Annotated in this window: 14 protein-coding genes; 5 read left to right on the top strand and 9 right to left on the bottom strand. The window is 63.3% G+C overall.

Going from position 1 to position 17,631, the window contains the following annotated elements:
• The first annotated feature begins 154 nt into the window (after nucleotides 1–154).
• The gene (locus HRQ64_RS02040; RefSeq protein ID WP_172121812.1) at nucleotides 155–1,339 is read left to right on the top strand and encodes an MFS transporter; all 1,185 of its coding nucleotides are present in this window, start codon (nucleotides 155–157) and stop codon (nucleotides 1,337–1,339) included.
• Complete coding sequence (locus HRQ64_RS02035) at nucleotides 1,332–1,820, top strand: MmcB family DNA repair protein (protein WP_172121811.1); 489 nt, start codon at nucleotides 1,332–1,334, stop codon at nucleotides 1,818–1,820. Before HRQ64_RS02040 ends, HRQ64_RS02035 begins: the two co-directional genes overlap by 8 nt.
• A 3-nt stretch (nucleotides 1,821–1,823) precedes the next feature.
• On the opposite strand, the gene HRQ64_RS02030 is transcribed toward HRQ64_RS02035, so the two are convergent.
• Together HRQ64_RS02030 and HRQ64_RS02025 are read right to left on the bottom strand one after the other, a co-directional pair.
• Nucleotides 1,824–2,375, bottom strand: a complete 552-nt coding sequence (locus HRQ64_RS02030; RefSeq protein WP_127751588.1) for an ActR/PrrA/RegA family redox response regulator transcription factor — start codon at nucleotides 2,373–2,375, stop codon at nucleotides 1,824–1,826.
• A gap of 51 nt (nucleotides 2,376–2,426) precedes the next feature.
• Nucleotides 2,427–3,740, bottom strand: coding sequence for an ActS/PrrB/RegB family redox-sensitive histidine kinase (locus HRQ64_RS02025; RefSeq protein ID WP_172121810.1), 1,314 nt, complete (start codon nucleotides 3,738–3,740; stop codon nucleotides 2,427–2,429).
• A 143-nt stretch (nucleotides 3,741–3,883) separates the two neighbouring features.
• Here HRQ64_RS02025 and HRQ64_RS02020 point away from each other — a divergent pair, with 143 nt between their 5' ends.
• Together HRQ64_RS02020 and HRQ64_RS02015 are read left to right on the top strand one after the other, a co-directional pair.
• The gene (locus tag HRQ64_RS02020) at nucleotides 3,884–4,327 is read left to right on the top strand and encodes a DUF2852 domain-containing protein (RefSeq protein ID WP_127751586.1); all 444 of its coding nucleotides are present in this window, start codon (nucleotides 3,884–3,886) and stop codon (nucleotides 4,325–4,327) included.
• Nucleotides 4,328–4,417: 90 nt separating this feature from the next.
• Nucleotides 4,418–5,173 carry a SprT family zinc-dependent metalloprotease gene (locus HRQ64_RS02015; RefSeq protein WP_164854680.1) on the top strand — a complete coding sequence of 252 codons (756 nt, stop codon included), beginning with the start codon at nucleotides 4,418–4,420 and terminating at the stop codon, nucleotides 5,171–5,173.
• Nucleotides 5,174–5,188: 15 nt separating this feature from the next.
• Here HRQ64_RS02015 and HRQ64_RS02010 read toward each other — a convergent pair whose 3' ends face one another.
• The 7 genes from HRQ64_RS02010 to mutM form a co-directional block, all read right to left on the bottom strand.
• The gene (locus HRQ64_RS02010; protein WP_172121809.1) at nucleotides 5,189–7,735 is read right to left on the bottom strand and encodes a PBP1A family penicillin-binding protein; all 2,547 of its coding nucleotides are present in this window, start codon (nucleotides 7,733–7,735) and stop codon (nucleotides 5,189–5,191) included.
• Nucleotides 7,736–8,065: 330 nt separating this feature from the next.
• Nucleotides 8,066–10,519, bottom strand: coding sequence for a DNA topoisomerase (ATP-hydrolyzing) subunit B (gene gyrB / locus HRQ64_RS02005; RefSeq protein WP_172121808.1), 2,454 nt, complete (start codon nucleotides 10,517–10,519; stop codon nucleotides 8,066–8,068).
• A 107-nt stretch (nucleotides 10,520–10,626) separates the two neighbouring features.
• Nucleotides 10,627–11,745 carry a DNA replication/repair protein RecF gene (gene recF, locus HRQ64_RS02000; protein ID WP_172121807.1) on the bottom strand — a complete coding sequence of 373 codons (1,119 nt, stop codon included), beginning with the start codon at nucleotides 11,743–11,745 and terminating at the stop codon, nucleotides 10,627–10,629.
• A 64-nt stretch (nucleotides 11,746–11,809) separates the two neighbouring features.
• Nucleotides 11,810–12,931 carry a DNA polymerase III subunit beta gene (gene dnaN, locus HRQ64_RS01995; RefSeq protein ID WP_172121806.1) on the bottom strand — a complete coding sequence of 374 codons (1,122 nt, stop codon included), beginning with the start codon at nucleotides 12,929–12,931 and terminating at the stop codon, nucleotides 11,810–11,812.
• A gap of 188 nt (nucleotides 12,932–13,119) precedes the next feature.
• On the bottom strand, nucleotides 13,120–14,592 hold the full coding sequence (dnaA, locus tag HRQ64_RS01990; protein ID WP_127755116.1) for a chromosomal replication initiator protein DnaA: 1,473 nt from the start codon (nucleotides 14,590–14,592) through the stop codon (nucleotides 13,120–13,122).
• Between the two features lie 862 nt (nucleotides 14,593–15,454).
• On the bottom strand, nucleotides 15,455–15,721 hold the full coding sequence (gene rpsT / locus HRQ64_RS01985) for a 30S ribosomal protein S20 (protein ID WP_127755115.1): 267 nt from the start codon (nucleotides 15,719–15,721) through the stop codon (nucleotides 15,455–15,457).
• Between the two features lie 150 nt (nucleotides 15,722–15,871).
• Nucleotides 15,872–16,759 (bottom strand): bifunctional DNA-formamidopyrimidine glycosylase/DNA-(apurinic or apyrimidinic site) lyase, encoded by an 888-nt coding sequence (mutM, locus tag HRQ64_RS01980; protein ID WP_172121805.1) that lies wholly within the window; start codon nucleotides 16,757–16,759, stop codon nucleotides 15,872–15,874.
• A 105-nt stretch (nucleotides 16,760–16,864) separates the two neighbouring features.
• On the opposite strand from mutM, the gene ubiE reads away from it, so the two are divergent.
• Nucleotides 16,865–17,629: a bifunctional demethylmenaquinone methyltransferase/2-methoxy-6-polyprenyl-1,4-benzoquinol methylase UbiE gene (gene ubiE, locus HRQ64_RS01975; protein WP_172121804.1), complete on the top strand. Its 765-nt coding sequence runs from the start codon at nucleotides 16,865–16,867 to the stop codon at nucleotides 17,627–17,629.
• The last annotated feature ends 2 nt before the right edge of the window (nucleotides 17,630–17,631 follow it).

The following is a 17,631-nucleotide window of genomic DNA, read 5'->3' as shown; positions in this document are numbered from 1 at the left end:
TTGCGGCCCGCTCTTTTCCTTTGGGCAGAAACCCACTAGCTTTCGGCCGGCTTTCATCCCTCGTTCAGCCCGACTGGCGCTGGCTCCCCCCTGCGGGCAGGCCGGCAGCGCCATTCTCGCGCTGAATTGCCGGCATACCGAGTTAGTTCACGCCATGTCGATTGCACCACAGCACCGTATCTATGCCTGCTTTTTCCTGTTTGCCCTGACCACGGGGGCGCTCCTGTCGCGGTTGCCCGACCTGCAGCACGCGCTGGGCGTCACGGAAAGCCAGCTGGGGCTGACGCTGATCGGCATGTCGATTGGCTCGCTGCTGTCGCTGACCCTGTCGGCGCCGCTGATTGACCGGCTGGGCGCCCGGACCACCGCCTTCATCACCGTTCTGGGCCCGGCGCTGCTGTTTGCCTGCGTACCCTGGCTGGGCGTCGCGCCGGCAGTGTTTGCGGTGTTCTTTTGCACGGGGCTGCTGTCGGGTGCGCTCGAGATCAACCTCAATGTCGAGATCGACCGGCTCGAGGCGCAATATGGCAAGCGGTTCATGAACCGCGCCCATGGGTTCTGGAGCGCCGGCTTTTTCGTCACCGCCCTCTTCGGCGCCGTGGTGCGCCAGTCCCAGCTCTCGATGCAGCTGCATCTGGCGCTGATCGCGCTCGTCGTGCTGGGCGTTGGCGGCTACATGATCGCGGGCATGCGCAGTGCACCGCGCCGGACTGACGGGCATCAGGGCGACACGCCGCGCATTGCCTTCCCGACCCTGGGGTTGCTGCCCCTTTGCATCATCGGCATTGCCGCCTTCCTCATTGAAGGGGCGGGCATCGACTGGTCTGCCATCTATATGCGCGATGTGTTTGCGGTGGAGCCGTTTATCGGCGGGCTCAGCCTCACGCTCTTTTCCTTCTTCATGGCCGTTACGCGCCTCACCGTCGATCCCGTGGTCGAGCGGCTGGGGCCGAGGCTGGTTGCGACCATCCTGCTTGGGCTTGCCGCCTGCGGGACCCTGCTGGTTGGCCTTGCGCCCTCGCCGGGGTTGGCCCTGACGGGCTTTGCCCTGATGGGCATTGGCTGTAGCGCCGTTTATCCGCTGGCCGTTTCGGCCGCCGCGCAGCGCACCGACCGCCCCTCGGCCGTCAATGTTGCAGCCCTTGGGCAGATCAGCTTTGTGGTGTTTTTCCTTGCCCCGCCCCTTTTGGGCTTCGTGGCTGAATATCTGGGCATCCGCAATTCCTACCTGATCTGCCTGCCCGTGCTCGCCGCGGGCCTGCTGGCCGTGCGCGCCCTTTCCACTCGCAATGCAGTGCTGCCCGTGACGGGCACGCCGGCGCCCGCGCCCCATGGCTGAGTTGCCCCCCATTGTCGATGGGCGCCAATCGCCCACGGCCCTGCGGGTGCAGCGCGGCGTGATGCGCCTCTTGCGCGACGTTTACAATATGGCCCCCTATGCCGAGGTGCCATTGAGCAATGGCCGGCGCGCCGATGTGCTGGCGGTCGGCCCCAAGGGCGAGATCTGGATCGTCGAGATCAAATCGAGCCTGCAGGATTTTCAGGTGGATACGAAATGGCCGGAATACCGGGCCTTTTCCGACCGCTTCTTTTTTGCCAAGCCGCCCGAACTGGGCGCGGAGATCTTTCCGGATAGCGAAGGGCTGATCGTGGCCGATGGGCATGAAGGAGCGGTGCTGCGTCCGAGCCCCGACACGCCGCTCCCCCCGGCGCGGCGGCGGGCGCTGTTGTTGCAATTGGCGCGACTGGGCGCGGAGCGGATCCATGGCTTGATGGATCCGGCCCTCAGGGGCGAGCGCGGCCTCGGCCGGCTCGACTAGACATCAGCGTGGGGCGCGCTTGGCGAGGATGCGCTGCAGCGTGCGGCGGTGCATGTTGAGACGCCGCGCGGTTTCCGAAACATTGCGGTCGCATAGTTCATAGACGCGCTGGATATGCTCCCAGCGCACCCGGTCGGCCGACATCGGGTTTTCCGGCGGCTCGGGCTTGTCTTCCCCGGTGGCCAGCAGCGCATTGATGACATCGTCGGCGTCGGCGGGCTTGGAGAGGTAGTCCACAGCACCGAGCTTGACCGCCGTCACCGCCGTCGCGATATTGCCATAGCCGGTCAGCACCACGGCCCGGGCATCTGGACGCTGCTGGTGCAGAGCCGAGACCACTTCAAGGCCATTGCCATCTTCGAGCCGCAAGTCGACCACCGCATAGGCCGGGGCGCGTTCGGCCACCGCGGCAAGCCCTTCGGCAACCGAGCCAGCGGAGCGGACGTCAAAGCCGCGCCGGGCCATGGCGCGCTCGAGGCGCTGCAGGAATGCGGCATCGTCGTCCACCAGCAACAAGCTGGAATCGGCGGCCAAAAGTTCTTCAATCGTGCTCATGCGCCTTATTTAGGTATTGCAGGCGCAAAAAGCAAAAGCCCGGCGGCTGTTTCAGCCCTCCACGGCTGAACGTGGCCAAACAATGGTTACTTGGGCGTGCCCTTCTGGGTCAGCATTTTTGAATTCTAGCCGTGCGCCCGTGCGCTCCAGCAGCGTCTTGGCAATGAAAATGCCGAGCCCAAGTCCCCCTGGCTGATGGGCATCGCTGCCTTGAGGATCGCGCGGCCGCGTCGTGAGATAAGGCTCGCCCAGTCGGGCGATCAGCTCGGGGGCAAAACCGGGCCCATCATCGGCAATGGTCACGCACACGCTGTCAGCATCCCAGCGGACGCCGACACGAACAGTGCTGCGGGCGAAATCGGTGGCATTCTCAATGAGATTGCCCAGGCCATAAAGCAGACCGACGCTGCGCTGGAACACCGGAGGCTCACCACCCGCACCGTCCACATCAAACAGGATGGTCTTGCCGAGCGCCTCATGAGGACGAGCGACTTCGGACAACAGATCGGTCAGGGGCGCCGCCGCAAAGGGATCGCCGCCTTCGCTGCCAAGATTGCGCAATTTAGAGAGAATGGCGCGACAGCGCGCAGCCTGACTGATGATCAATTCCACGTCACTGGCCAGATCGCTCCCGGGCGGGACTTCGGCCCGCATCTCCTTGGCGGCGAGAGCAATGGTGGAAAGGGGCGTCCCCAATTCATGGGCAGCGGCGGCGGCAAGTCCATCAAGGGCCGAAAGTTGCTCCCGTCGTGACAGCGCCAACTCGGTTGCTGCCAGGGCGTCCCCGATCTGGCGGGCTTCATGGGCGACGCGGTTGATATAAAAGGTAATGAAGGTCAGGCCGCAGATAATGGCGACCCAGATGCCAACCACATAGATGCGATTGAAAACAATGCGCTCATTGGGGCTCCAGGGCAGCGGCAGGTGCCAGACCGCTAGTATGGAGGCGATCAGGGCGGCGAGAAGCGCGATGAGAAGCGTGTCGCGGCGCGGCAAAGTGGTTGCCGAGACCGATACAGGGGCCAGCAGCAGCACCGAAAAGGGATTATGCAGCCCCCCGGTCAGCGCCAGCAGGCCGCCAAGCTGCAGGCAGTCATAGGCGATCTGGCTCGCGATAAAGAGTGAGGTGGGCCGGTGGGCGGGACCAAAGCGCAAGACGAGCCAGATATTGAGCGCGGCGGAAAGCCCGATCAACACAGCGCATTCCATTAGCGGCACCGGATAGCCCAGCCCGAACGCCACGAACAACACGCCAATGGTTTGGCCGGCAAGGGCTAGCCAGCGCAGCAAGACCAGGGTTTCAAGCCGGAGCCGGCGCCAGGTGGAAGGCCGCAGCAGCCCGTCGGCCGTTTCAACTGAACTCATGGCGCGCGCCTCCCGCGGAAACCCCTCCATAGCGCATGGAAATGGCGGGCGTATGATTCAAGACGAAATTTTTGGTCCGTCATGCTTGATCCTGCGCCCGAGGGGACCACGTATTCCCTGTTGTGACTGGGAGAATGCGAAACATGAACACTGCCCTTATCAAACCGGCTTGGTCCCCCCTGACCATCGCCCTGATGGTTTTAGGCTTTATCATCTTCTGGCCCCTGGGTCTGGCCGTTCTTGGCTATATCCTGTGGGGTGAAAAATTTGGCGGCTCGCCTGAAAAGGCCCAGGCCTATTGGAACAAGGCTCGCTCCTTTGTTTCGTCCAACAAGCCGGCTGGCTTTAGCGGTGGCTTTGCAGCGTCCTCGAGCGGCAATGCCGCCTTTGACGAGTATCGCAGCGAGCAGTTGCGCCGGCTTGAGGAAGAGCGTCGCCGGCTCGACGAAGAGATCGAGGCCTTTCGCGAATACATGGCCAATCTGCACAAGGCCAAGGACCGCGAAGAGTTCGACCGCTTCATGAGCGAGCGTAACGGCACCCGCCAGGGTTATGGCGACAACAACACGGCCAACTGGGGCAGCTAAGCCCTGCCCGGGACCGCATTAGCAAAGGCGTCTTCCGCAAGGAAGGCGCCTTTTTCTTGGGGTGTGGCTGGCGGGCGCGCTAGTCTGGGCGTGGCTGATTCGCTGCGGACCACTGCCCTGTTCTTTAAAAGCAAAATCCCTCCCTCGACCGAGATCCGGATTGCCGATCGCACCGTGAGCGTTGCCGTGCGCACCCATGCCCGCGCGCGCTCCTATCGCCTGTCCATTCCCCATGACGGCACGCCGGTGCTGACCCTGCCGCCCGGCGGCCGCTGGAGCGACGCCGAAGCCTTTTTGCAGCGCCAAACCGGCTGGCTGGCCGAACGGCTCGATGGCACAACCGGGCCGGTCAGTTTTGCCGATGGCGTGCTGGTGCCCCTGCGCGGCATCCCGCACCGGATCATTGCCACGGGCAAGCTGCGCGGCCGGGTCGAGATCAGCGAGCAGGATGGGGAGAAAGTGTTGTTTGTGCCAGGAGAGCCGGCGCACCGCGCCCGCCGGCTCGTTGATTGGCTCAAGGAAGAGGCGGCGCGCGAGCTCAAGCTGCGCAGCGCCCACCATGCCGCCGGGCTCGGGGTCACCGTGCGCTCGATCACCATGCGCGACCAGGCCAGCCGCTGGGGCTCGTGCTCATCGAGCGGCAGCCTCAACTATAACTGGCGGCTGATCCTCGCGCCGCCCTTCGTGCTCGATTATGTGGCGGCCCATGAGGTCGCTCACCTGGTGGAGATGAACCATTCTCCGGCCTTTTGGGCCACCGTCAAGCGCACCCTGCCCGAGATGGATCGCGGCCGGGCCTGGCTCAAGACCCATGGCCGCGAGCTGATGGCGTTTCGCGCTAATTAGCCCCGAAGAACCAGTTCAACCACCAAAGATCATGTCCATCAGCGTGCGCGGCTTGCGCTCGCCACTGGGGGCGGGCTGGGTTTGCACCGGCTGGGGCGGCGCAAAACTTTCCACCGGCTGGGGCGCTACGAAGTCGCCCGGCGGCTGGATGCCCTGGGGCTGCTGTTGTTGCCATTGCGGCTGGGCCTGCTGCGCGGGCTGGCTCGGGACCCAAACCTCCTGGCCGGTTGCCGGATCCACCACCAGTTGCATGGGCATGCCGGTGTCAGGATCGATCGGGGTGTTGTCAAAGCCTGGAGCTGCCTCGCCCACGGGATAGCCCGTGGCAGGATCGATCTGCTGGCCCGAGGCGTCAACGATGGTCCCGGCGGGGTAGCCGGTAGCCTGATCGATCGCCGGAGCCGACTGGCCAGCATCGACCGGCAGGCCCGTAGTGGGATCGATCTGCGCTGCGGGAGCAGAAGCTGCTTCAGCAAAGCCGTCCACCGGCTCGCCGGTCGCCGGATCCACATATTGCACCATGGGCTGACCGGTCGTCGGGTCGACGGCTTGCTGACCGGTTTGGGGATCATAAACCGGCTGGGCAACCGGCTGGCTGGAGACCGCACCCCCGGCCCCGCTGGCCTCACCGGAGCCGGCTGGAATCTGCGCCACTTCGAGCCCTTCATGGGCCTTGGTCATGAACTGGCTCCAGATCGCTGCCGGCACATTACCGCCGGACAGCGTGGTCTTGGTGTTGTCGTCATTGCCCAGCCACACGCCAGTGACCATGCGTGCGGTATAGCCGACAAACAGCGCATCCTTGGATTCCTGGCTGGTACCGGTCTTGCCCCCGAAGGGCCAGCCATTGAGGTTGGCGCCCTTGCCGGTGCCCACTTCCACGGCGGTTTTGAGCATGTCGTTCATTTCGGCCAGGATATTGGGGGCAATAACGCGGCCCGGGCCGGCAGTGCTGGCCTCGTAAAGCACCTCGCCGTCCTTGCTTTCGATGCGGGTGATCACATTGGGGATCACGCCCATGCCGCCATTGGCAAAGGGTGCATAGGCGGAAGTGAGCTCAAGCAAGTTCACCTCCTGGGTTCCGAGCGCAATCGAGGGCACCGCCGTCAGTGGCGAGGAAATGCCCATCCGCATGGCGGTATCGATCACCGCCTGGGGCGTGACATCAATGGCGAGCCGTGCGGCGATGGTGTTGAGCGAATAAGCCAGGCCCTGGCGCAGCGTTACCGTGCCGGCATACTTTCCCGAAGCATTGCGCGGACTCCAGCCCTGATATTCGAACTGCGCGTCCTCGGCGAGGGTATCAGGGGTGTAGCCCTTTTCCATGGCCGCGAGATACACGAATGGCTTGAAGGTCGAACCGGGCTGGCGCTTGGCCGTGACGGCGCGGTTGTATTGGCTGGCCTGGTAATCCACGCCACCCACCATGGCGCGAACGGTACCATCCACATCCATGGCCACGAGCGCACCCTGGGTGAAGCCGCGCTTGGGGCCTTCATTGGCCACCGCCTCACGCACGATGAACTCGGCCTGCTTCTGCAGGTCCCAGTCGACCGTGGTAGAGACCACCACATCGCCTTCGATCTCACCGATATAGGCGGTCATCAATGACTCCACCCAATCGGCGACATAGGATTCCGAGCCGGCCACCTTGGTGCGGATGGTCTGATCGGGATCGATCTGGGCGGCCTGGGCCTCCTCGCGGGTGATATAACCCTCTTCGGCCATGGCACTGAGGACGAGCTTTTGTCGCGCCGAGGTGGCGGCAGGATCAGACTTGGGATTGAGGCGAGATGGCGCCTGGAGCGAACCGGCCAGCATGGCCGCTTCCCCCAGGGACAGATTGCGGGCGGATTTGCCAAAATAGGTCTGCGCCGCCGCCTCGATGCCGTAGGAATTGTGGCCGAAGAACACGCGGTTGAGATAAAGCTCGAGGATTTCGTCCTTGGAATAGTTCTGCTCGAGCCACACGGCGAGCAGCGCTTCCTGCACCTTGCGCCCAATTGTCTGGTCGGGGGTGAGAAAGAGGTTCTTGGCCAGCTGCTGGGTAATGGTCGAGGCGCCACGGGTGACGCGTCCAGCCTGCAGGCTTTCCACCGCCACGGCGGCAAGGCCGACAATATCGACGCCGAAGTGGTCGTAAAAGCGCCGATCCTCGATGGCGAGCAGCGCCGCGGGCACATATTGCGGCAGCTCACGTAGCACGGTGGCTTCGCCGCCGGTTTGGCCGCGATTGGAAATCAGTTGCCCGTCAGCGGCAAGGATGCGGATATTGGGCGGCCGATCCGGCACAGCCCAGGTGTCAGAGGATGGCAGTTGCGCGCCGTAGTAAACCACGACGCCGGCGATGGCGATGCCGACCCAAAGGCATAAGACAAAGCCCCAATGGAGCACGCCGATCAGAAAGCCGCCCGCGCCCGAACGACGGCGCTTGGGCTTGCCGGGGCGACGGGGTGGCGTTGCCTTGCCGCGTTTTTGCGCGGGGCGCTTGGCGCCCTTGGGCCCGGGTGAGGCCCCGCCCGTGCGTTCATCGTCCACAAACACCCCAACGGAGCGGCCCATTGAAGGCTCGACGCGTTCCCGGCTCTTGGCTGAGGCGGAACGCTGCGCGGGTTTGGCTTTCCTGCCAGGCTGAGCCCCGACACGGTCATCGGCGGTGATGCGGAAATCCATCAAATCTGAACCCTGAACGGTGTCCCGGCCCGGTATCGCGCAATGCGCTTGCCTGGCAAAGAGATGCTGGTCTGGCCGCTCACCTGGCGCCCGCCCAATCGGGGTGCTGCCGCGCGTCCACACGACTTTGCTTGTCCCGGCAAAATGTGGCCGGTTTATGTGATAACAGCCGATTTCCCGGCGCTGTGGCGGGGTTGCGACACCCCGCCATCAGCTAGGTCAAACGTCCAGATTGGAGACGCTGAGCGCGTTGTCCTGGATGAAGTCGCGGCGCGGCTCCACCAGATCGCCCATCAGGGCGGTAAACACGCTGTCGGCCTCGTCGGACTTGTCGATTTCCACCTTGAGCAGGGTGCGGGCATTGGGATCAAGCGTTGTTTCCCAGAGCTGCTCGGCGTTCATCTCGCCCAGTCCCTTGTAGCGCTGCAGCGACACGCCCTTGCGGCCGGCATCGGTAACGGCATTGAACAGCGAGGACGGCCCGAAGATCGGGATCGTTTCGCCCTTGCGCGTCAGAGTGGGCACGCCGGCATAAAGTTCATCGAGCCGCTCGGCCAGTTGCCGCAGGCGCCGCGCATCGGCGCTCCCCAGCAGTGCCGGATCGAGGCGGTGGGTTTCAGTGACGCCGCGCACGGTACGCGAGAAGGTCAGGCCATCGTCATCGGCCAGTTCACCGATCCAGCCGCGTTCGAGCTCATCGGAGATGCGATCGAGACGGCCGGCAATACGCTTGGCGGTCGCGGCGGCGCGCTCGGGATCGGCCAGACCCTCAGGGTCCATGCCACCAACGATAGCGGCCTGCTCAACAAGGCTACGGTTGTAGCGGGTGTTGAGATTGGCGATAGCGTGCACGATGTCGCGCGACTGCCCAAGGATCGAGAGCAGATCATGCCCGCCATGCTCGACGCCTGCGCTGGTGGTGAACACGGCATCGTCCAGGCCGGCCGCCAGGAGATAGTCCTCCAGCGCGCGCTCGTCCTTGAGATATTGCTCGGACTGACCGCGCTTGGCCTTATAGAGCGGGGGCTGGGCGATATAGATGTGGCCGCGTTCCAGCAGTTCGGGCGTTTGCCGATAAAAGAAGGTCAGCAACAGCGTGCGAATATGGGCGCCGTCCACGTCGGCGTCGGTCATGATGATGATCTTGTGGTAGCGCAGCTTGTCGGCGTTGAACTCTTCGCGCCCAATGCCGGTGCCCAGCGCCGTGATCAGCGTGCCGACCTGGTCCGACGAGATCATGCGATCAAAGCGCGCGCGCTCCACATTGAGGATCTTGCCGCGCAGCGGCAGCACCGCCTGGTTGGAGCGGTCGCGCCCCTGCTTGGCCGAGCCACCGGCCGAGTCACCTTCGACGATGAAGATTTCGGATTTTGCCGGATCGCGTTCCTGGCAGTCGGCAAGCTTGCCGGGGAGCGAGGAGATTTCGAGCGCACCCTTGCGGCGCGTCAATTCGCGCGCCTTGCGGGCGGCTTCACGTGCAGCGGCAGCTTCGGCGACCTTGCCAACGATGATCTTGGCTTCGTTGGGATGCTCCTCGAACCACTGGCCGAGCTTTTCATTGACGATGTTCTCGACCACCGGGCGCACCTCGGAGGACACAAGCTTGTCCTTGGTCTGGCTCGAGAACTTGGGATCGGGCACCTTTACCGAGAGCACGCAGGTCAGCCCTTCGCGCGTATCGTCGCCGGTAACGGTCACCTTTTCCTTTTTGCTGATGCCAGAGCTTTCGGCATAGCTGGTGACCTGGCGCGTCAACGCACCGCGCAGGCCGGCAAGGTGGGTGCCGCCGTCGCGCTGGGGGATGTTGTTGGTGAAGCACAGCACGTTTTCGTGGTAGCTGTCGTTCCACTGCAGCGCAACTTCGACAGTGATGCCGTCCTTTTCGCTGATCATGGTGATGGGGTGGTCGATCGCGGGCGTCTTGGCCTTGTCGAGATAGCGCACAAAGGCCTCGAGGCCGCCTTCATAAAACAACTCGACCTTGACCGGCTCGGGATGCCGGAGGTCATTGAGCAGGATGCGCACGCCCGAATTGAGGAAGGCCAGTTCGCGCAAGCGGTGCTCGAGCGTCTTGAAGTCGAACTCCACCATGGTGAAGGTTTGGTCCGACGGGAAAAAGGTGATGGCGCTGCCCGAGCGGCCTTCATAGGTGCCAGGCTGCTTGTCGGGCACATAGGTGCCGGTCTGCTGGAGCGGACCATCGGCATCGCCATGGGTGAAGCTCATCTCGAAGATCTTGCCGTCGCGGCGGATCTTGAGCTTGAGCCATTGGCTGAGGGCATTCACCACGGACACGCCCACGCCATGCAGGCCGCCCGAAACCTTGTAGCTGTTCTGGTCGAACTTGCCGCCGGCATGGAGCTGAGTCATGATGACCTCGGCCGCCGAAACGCCTTCTTCCTTGTGGATGTCGGTCGGGATGCCGCGACCATTGTCGATCACCGTCACCGAGCCATCGGCGTTCAGCGTGACCGTTACAAGGTCGGCATGGCCGGCCAGTGCCTCGTCGATGGCGTTGTCGACCACTTCGTAGACCATGTGATGCAGGCCCGAGCCGTCGTCCGTGTCCCCGATATACATGCCCGGGCGCTTGCGCACCGCGTCGAGGCCTTTAAGCACCCTGATGCTATCGGCGCCGTATTCGTTGGGAACGGAATTTTCGCTGTCGGTCATGGGGTCCGAATCAAGTCGTTAGGGAGTGAAACTGTTGTATCCAACTGGGGCGTCAACCCCAAGTCGAATGGGTCTATATAGCGCAAATCGGCAGGTGAGTCCGGGCTTTAGCGCTCGGTAAGGAGCCGCCCGTCGCGCACCGTTACCGCCTGGGCCCGCTCGCCCAGATCGGCGAACAGCAAACTGTCCGTGCCGGTGAGAAAACACTGCGTGCCCAGACCGTCCAGAGCGCCAAACAGCGCACGGCGGCGATCTGGATCCAGATGCGCGGCAATCTCGTCCAGCAACAGGAATGGCGTGATGCCGGTGCGGTGATGCACCAGGCGCGCATGCGCCAGAATGAGGCCGATCAGCAGCGCTTTCTGCTCGCCAGTCGAGCCCAAGGCGGCCGGCATGCCCTTCTGGCGATAGATCACTTCGAGATCCAGACGGTGTGGACCATATATGGTGCGCCCGGCCGCCCGATCAAGGCCGCGCGAGCCCAGCCAGAGCTCACCCAAGGCCGTTTCGAGCTCGCTTGAAACGGTGGGTGCCGGCCCGTCTTCCCAGAGCGGGGTCAACGCCAGATCGGCCGCCGGAAAACTCTCGTCCTCAAGGCTATGGGCGATGAGGGTTTGCAGATGCTCGAGGCTGTCGACCCGGGCGAGGTGAATGGAGGCGCCCAACTCGGCCATCTGCGCCTCGATGGCGCCCAGCCAGCGAACATCGCCACCTTCTTCAAGCAGCCGGTTGCGTTGGCGCATCGCCTTGTCGTAGTCCGACACCGCCGCCCCGTGGGAGGGGATCAGCGTGGTCACGAGGCGATCCAGAAAGCGGCGGCGGTCACTGGCGGGGCCCGAGAACAGCCCATCCATAGCAGGGGTGAGCCACAAGACGCGCAGATACTCGCTCATCGCCTCCACCGAGCGGGCATTGGCGCCGTTGATGCGCACCCGGCGTCCGGAATCGCCGGGGGACGCGCCAGTGCCAATGTCGGTGGGTCCGGCTTCGGTTTCCACCGTCGCGGCCACTGCCCAACCCGTATCGGAGCCTTGCTCGCCCACGGCGTCAAACGTTGCCCGGCGCAGCCCGCGCCCGGGCGACAGCAGGGAAATGGCCTCAAGCAGATTGGTCTTGCCTGCGCCATTGGAGCCGGTCAGAACCAGATGGCGACCATCCAGATCGAGCGCAGCGGCAGTGTAGTTGCGAAAGGCCGTCAGGCGCAGGCGCGACAGGTGGCGGATCATCGATGACCCCGCAGGAGCAATGGAGCCAACGGCTCCGCATCAATGCTCAACTTGTGAATGCCGCTCAGACCCGCATGGGCATCAGCACGTAAAGCGCGCTGGCCTCGCCCTCTTCCTTGACCAGGGTCGGCGAGCCCGCATCATTGAACATGAAGACGGCGCTTTCCGAGCGGATCTGCCCGACAATGTCCAAGAGGTAACGGGCATTAAAGCCGATCTCGAAGCCATCGGTGTCGAATTCCACCGCGAGTTCTTCGCTGGCTGTGCCGTGATCGGGATTGGTGACGGACAATTCCAAAAGGCCATCCTTGGCCGAAAGCTTGACCGCCTTGCCGCCGCGATCCGACGCAATGGTGGAAACGCGATCCACCGCAATGGCAAAGGAAGCGCGATCGACATTCATTTGCTTGTCGTTGTTCTTGGGCGTGACCCGATCATAATCGGGGAAGGTGCCCTCGATCAGCTTGGACAGCAGCACGACCGGACCCACGGTGAAGCGGATCTTGGTGTCGGACACCTCGACCTTGACATCGCCATCAACGCCGTCGAGTAGCTTTTGCACTTCGCCAACGGTCTTTTTAGGTACGATGATGCCCGGCATACCCTGGGCGCCCTCGGGAGCGGGCATTTCGGCACGGGCCAGGCGGTGCCCATCGGTTGCCACTGCGCGCAGCAGCGGCCCATTGGCGCTCGATTCCACCGCATGCAGATAGATGCCGTTCAGATAGTAGCGGGTTTCCTCGTTGGAAATGGCGAACTGGGTGCGCTCGATCAACTCGCGCAAGCCGCTCGCCGGCATAGAAAATTCGTGGCCAAAGGCGCCCGATTTAAGATCGGGGAAGCTGTCGGGCGACAGGCATGCCAGGTGAAAGCGCGAGCGCCCGGAGGTCAGCAGCATCTGCTCGCCGCCTTCGGTTTCAAGCCGCACTTCGGCGCCATCGGCGAGCTTGCGCACGATTTCATAAAGGGTATGGGCGGGCACCGTGGTGGTGCCCGGGGTCGAGACCATCGCGGGAACGCTTTCGGTGACCTCGATATCAAGGTCGGTGGCGCGCAGTTCCACCGCATCCTCGGCGGCCTTGAACACCACATTGGCCAGGATTGGATAGGTATTGCGCCGTTCCACCACCCGATGCACATGGCTCAGCGACTTGAGCAGATGATTGCGTTCGAGGGTAATCTTCATGGCAACAACTTCCAAAGCACTACGCGGCTGATCGGGCCAGCCAACACCCCGGCGAGGCGGGTTTGGACATTTACAATTTGTGAACCGATTGGCAAGGCCCGGGAGCGCGACACGCTGGCCCATTGCCCCAAAACAAGTACGGCGAGACCTCAAAGGCTCGCCGCAACTCACTTCACGCCAGGACCGTCCTATTCCTCGAGCATGCGCTTGAGCAGTTCGATTTCCTGGGCGAGTTCCACATCGTCCTTGATCATCTGCTCGACCTTGCGCACCGAATGGAGCACGGTGGTGTGGTCGCGCCCGCCAAAGCGGCGGCCGATCTCGGGCAGCGAGCGCGAGGTCAGGGCCTTGGCAAGGAACATCGCGATCTGGCGCGGCCGCACCACATCGCGCGAGCGGCGCGCGGACAGCAATTCGTTGCGCGGCACCTTGTAGTGGCGCGACACCATTTTGAGAATGTCCTCGATGCGCACGCGCTTGGCGTCATGGGTGCGGATGAGGTCGCCCAGGGTCTTTTCGGCCAGCGGCACGGTGATGAGTTCGCCGGTCAACTGGTTGGCGGCCACGAGACGGTTGACGGCGCCATCAAGATCGCGGCCATGGCTGACCACGGCACGGGCGACATAATCGAGCACGGGGGCGGGAAAGTGCATGCCAAAGCGCGCGGTCGCCTGATCGGCGCGGCGCTGCACGATGGAGCGGCGCAGCTCGACGTCAAAGCCCGAGATCGGCACCACGAGCCCACCCGACAGGCGCGAGCGCACGCGCTCGTCGAGCATTTCGAGATCGCGCGGGGGCGCATCGCCGGCCACGACGACCTGCTTGGCGCCCGTCAGGAGCGTGCCCAGAGTGTGGCCGAATTCGGTAGCCGACTTGCCCTGCAGGAACTGCATGTCATCGATCAGCAGCAGATCGACCCGGCGCAACCATTCCTTGAAGCCGAGCGCGGACTGGCGCTGCACGGCGGTGATGAAATGGTACATGAAGTGGTCGGCGGTGAGGTAAACGATGTTCTTGGTGGCATCGGCCTGCTGGGTGGCATGGGCGATGGCATTGAGCAGGTGCGACTTACCCAAGCCCACGGTGGAATGAATGTAAACCGGGTTGAAGGTCACGGTGTCATTGGCGGCGGCCTGCGCGATCTGGCGGGCAACGCCCAGTGCCATTTCGTTGGCGGCACCGGCGACAAATGTATCGAAGGTCATGCGCGGATCGATGCCGCTGCCCGAAAGGGCATCGCCCTTGGGGGCGGGAGCTTCGCGGCCAATCCGCGTCACGGTCGCCGAGGGCTGTGGCGACTGCGCGGGCGCAGCGGCGGCGCTTTCGGCGGGCGCCGATTCAGCCACTAGGGTCGGGCGCTGGCGGGGCTGGCCATTGACGCGCAACGTGACCTGGAGCCGGGTGATCGCTTCATCATCCAGGCGGAACGCTTCCACAATGCGATCGGCATAATTGGACTGAACCCAGGAACAGAGAAACCGGGTGGGGGCAGACAGATGCACCACTTCGCCGGCGATTTCCTCGAGTTCGAGGCGGGCGAACCAGGAGGTGAACACATCCTCGCCAACCGCAGTTTTGAGGCGGGCACGGACCCGGTTCCAGAGCTGACGCTGATCGGCTGAGGGAAACTCGGCTTCGTTCACGGCAGACACCTCGCCCATGCTGGTCGACGAAAAGGAAGAAGCGTTGGATCGGTCCCAATCTGCTCTTCCGGCGGCAATCTGCTGCTTCATATTCTGGTGCCCCATTCGTGTTGCCGCCCCGTCCGCAAGATCGGGCCGGCCTGGTTTGTTATGGCGGCGGAGGGTCTCCGCAGCCAAAGCTTCGCCATTGCGTCCCAAAGCTGTGGACGCAAAGAAGTATCGTTGGCGGCGCAAGCCACCATTGGCTATTTACGTTCTTGTCGCTGAACCCAACCGGAGTCGGTTAGTGGGCTTTTGTTCTTGATGCAGGTCCGGACCGGATGAACCAATTTCACCGCTGCCATCGTCACCGCACTTCGCCTCGCCATTGCTGCCAAAGCGACCCAATCCATAAGCCTATTCGACCCGTCAACTCGGTTCGGATGGCGCTTTTCGCGTCCCGTCCTGAGCTGACGAGAGGCATTCTAGAGTGTGGGTTTTGGGCTCGCAACACGTGAATTTTTCAAAATGGGGGTTGACTCGCCCGGCCTCCGTTAACCTCCAGCAAGGGCTCTGCGACCCCCTCGCTCAAGGCTCTGTGACTCCACGATGAATCGCGTAGCAAGCGCTTTGTGAAGGCGAAAAAAATATTTCGACCGGCCAGCAAATTCGACGGTATCCGGGAAATTGGAAGCTGCGGCCGACAACGCAGAATCAAGGCAAGCCTTTGATTGTAACGCGCTTTTTGTCGCAGCGCTTTGTCACACCCTTTGGCGTGCCGCATTCACGCAGCTGACACAATCTGCCGCCAAAGGCAAAAAAGCACCCCGCGGTCGGGCAACAAAAAAGGGCCCCTTGCGGGGCCCGTTCAATGCTCAGCTCGTTCCTGCAAAGGCAGGGATCAGACGCTCAAAGCCTTAACGCGGTTGTTGAGGCGAGACACCTTGCGAGCAGCCAGATTGGCATGGACGATGCCCTTGGTGGCAGCCCGGTTGATCTCGGGCTCAGCGGCACGGAGCGCCTGCATGGCAGTGGCGTGATCGCCGGCAACAATGGCTTCCTCAACCTTGCGGATGAAGGTGCGAACGCGCGAGCGGCGCGACTTGTTGACCGCGGTGCGGGCTTCAATCTTGCGGGTAGCCTTTTTGGCTGAAGGCGTATTGGCCATAACGGTCCTCTTGCGGTCCATCCGGACGAGATGCGCAAAATGCGCAGCAGGGTACGGGGCGAAATGAAAGCGGCGGCACAGGAGCCGCCAGGTCGTGGGCTCTATAGGGGATAGGCCGGCAGGCGTCAACTGGATTCACCCGAGCTCCGCTCAGGGCTGCCCCTGGCAAACCGGACAAAAGAAGGTGGACCGGCCGGACTGCACGATGCGCTCGATCGTACCGGTACAGCCGGGGGTGGGGCAAGGCTGCCCTTCCCGGTCGTAAACGGCAAAGCGATGCTGGAAATAACCCGATCCCCCCTCCGCATTGCGGAAGTCGCGCAAGGTCGAGCCCCCCACTTCGATGGCCTCGATCAGCACCTGCCGCGTGGCATTCACCAGCGCCTCGAGCGCCGGCTTGGGCGCGCCATCCTCGTCGAGCAGCGTTCCGGCCAAGACGGTCGGGTGAATATGAGCGCGATGCAGCGCTTCGGCCACATAGATATTGCCCAGACCAGCAACAACGCGCTGATCCAGCAGCGCCGCCTTGATCGGGCTCTTCTTGCCCTTGAGCGCCGCGCTCAGGCTCTCCACATTGAACCCGTTGCCCAGTGGCTCGGGACCAAGGCCCTGCAGATAAGGGCTCGTCGTGATGTCATCATAGAAATCCACAAAGCCGAAGCGGCGCGGATCGGCATAGATCAGGTGCGAGCGGCCATGGACGGGGTGAGAGATCTCCCAAACCATATGGTCGTGCTTGGGCACGGGCGCGAGCTCATAATAGCGCGGCGGCTTGTCGATGGGGTGCTCGGCAAAGCGATAGGCCCCGGTCATGCCGAGATGGCTGAGGAGCGTTGCCCCGCCCGAAAGCTCCATCAGCAGATACTTGGCCCGCCGCCCGACATGGCGCACGCTCTGGCCTTCCAGCTTTTCCTTCAAACCCGGCGGAAAGGGAAAGCGCAGGTTTTCGCGGTGCAAGGTGACCTTCTCGATGCTCGCGCCTTCGAGCCATGGCGCGAGGCCCCGGCGCACGGTTTCGACCTCGGGCAGTTCTGGCATCCTGGGCTCCTGGCGCTTGTGCTGCTTTGCGCCATGGCAAAGCGAGGCGGGCTTCGCTATGGTGCGCCCGAAACCAAGGCCCCCAGCGTTCAAGAGTTCCATGCCATGACCGACACGCGCGAGACCACCCATTTCGGCGAGCAAACTGTCGCGCTCGAAGACAAGCAGGGCATGGTCAATGCCGTGTTCCACGGCGTCGCCGATCGTTATGACCTGATGAACGACCTGATGAGCGGGGGCGTGCACCGCATCTGGAAGGATGCGATGGTCACCGAGCTGAGCCCGCCCAAATCGGGCACAAGGCCTTATCGCGTCCTCGATATGGCGGGCGGCACCGGCGACATTGCCGAGCGCATCATCAATCGCTCGGTGGGTTATGCCGAGGTCGTCGTTTCCGACATCAATTCGGACATGCTGCGCGTGGGCGCCCAGCGCGCGCGCGAATGGCGCTATCCCGACCAGGTGAGCTTTGTCGAGGCCAATGCCGAGGCCCTGCCCTTCCCCGACAACAGCTTTGACGCCTATACGATCGCCTTTGGCATCCGCAATGTGCCGCGCATTCCCCTGGCGCTCTCCGAAGCGCACCGGGTGCTCAAGCGCGGCGGACGCATTCTCGTGCTCGAATTTTCCCAGGTGGATGTGCCCGGGCTCGATGCGCTCTACCGCCAGTTCTCCGACCGGGTGATCCCGCCTATGGGACGGCTCGTCACCGGCGACGCCCAGCCTTATCAGTATCTGGTAGAATCAATCCGCAAATTCCCTTCCCCGCCCGCCTTTTCGGCCATGTTGACCGAGGCCGGCTTCAAGCGGGTCAAGCACACCGCCATGACCGGCAATATCGCGGCGCTGTTCAGCGGCTGGAAGCTCTAGCC

It is taken from the genome of Devosia sp. 919, from assembly GCF_013185965.1.
GTDB lineage: Bacteria > Pseudomonadota > Alphaproteobacteria > Rhizobiales > Devosiaceae > Devosia.
Note: the sequence above shows the minus strand (reverse complement) of the source record. Positions and strands in the feature narration are given on the sequence as shown.

What these genes read in the sequence shown, in the direction of transcription:
- HRQ64_RS02030 (WP_127751588.1), bottom strand. Translation starts at nt 2,375, where the DNA reads ATGAGCACGATTGAAGAACTTTTGGCCGCCGATTCCAGCTTGTTGCTG.
- ubiE (WP_172121804.1), top strand. Translation starts at nt 16,865, where the DNA reads ATGACCGACACGCGCGAGACCACCCATTTCGGCGAGCAAACTGTCGCG.
- rpsT (WP_127755115.1), bottom strand. Translation starts at nt 15,721, where the DNA reads ATGGCCAATACGCCTTCAGCCAAAAAGGCTACCCGCAAGATTGAAGCC.
- HRQ64_RS02040 (WP_172121812.1), top strand. Translation starts at nt 155, where the DNA reads ATGTCGATTGCACCACAGCACCGTATCTATGCCTGCTTTTTCCTGTTT.
- dnaN (WP_172121806.1), bottom strand. Translation starts at nt 12,931, where the DNA reads ATGAAGATTACCCTCGAACGCAATCATCTGCTCAAGTCGCTGAGCCAT.
- HRQ64_RS02020 (WP_127751586.1), top strand. Translation starts at nt 3,884, where the DNA reads ATGAACACTGCCCTTATCAAACCGGCTTGGTCCCCCCTGACCATCGCC.
- dnaA (WP_127755116.1), bottom strand. Translation starts at nt 14,592, where the DNA reads ATGGGCGAGGTGTCTGCCGTGAACGAAGCCGAGTTTCCCTCAGCCGAT.
- gyrB (WP_172121808.1), bottom strand. Translation starts at nt 10,519, where the DNA reads ATGACCGACAGCGAAAATTCCGTTCCCAACGAATACGGCGCCGATAGC.
- HRQ64_RS02035 (WP_172121811.1), top strand. Translation starts at nt 1,332, where the DNA reads ATGGCTGAGTTGCCCCCCATTGTCGATGGGCGCCAATCGCCCACGGCC.
- HRQ64_RS02025 (WP_172121810.1), bottom strand. Translation starts at nt 3,740, where the DNA reads ATGAGTTCAGTTGAAACGGCCGACGGGCTGCTGCGGCCTTCCACCTGG.
- mutM (WP_172121805.1), bottom strand. Translation starts at nt 16,759, where the DNA reads ATGCCAGAACTGCCCGAGGTCGAAACCGTGCGCCGGGGCCTCGCGCCA.
- HRQ64_RS02010 (WP_172121809.1), bottom strand. Translation starts at nt 7,735, where the DNA reads ATGGGCCGCTCCGTTGGGGTGTTTGTGGACGATGAACGCACGGGCGGG.
- recF (WP_172121807.1), bottom strand. Translation starts at nt 11,745, where the DNA reads ATGATCCGCCACCTGTCGCGCCTGCGCCTGACGGCCTTTCGCAACTAC.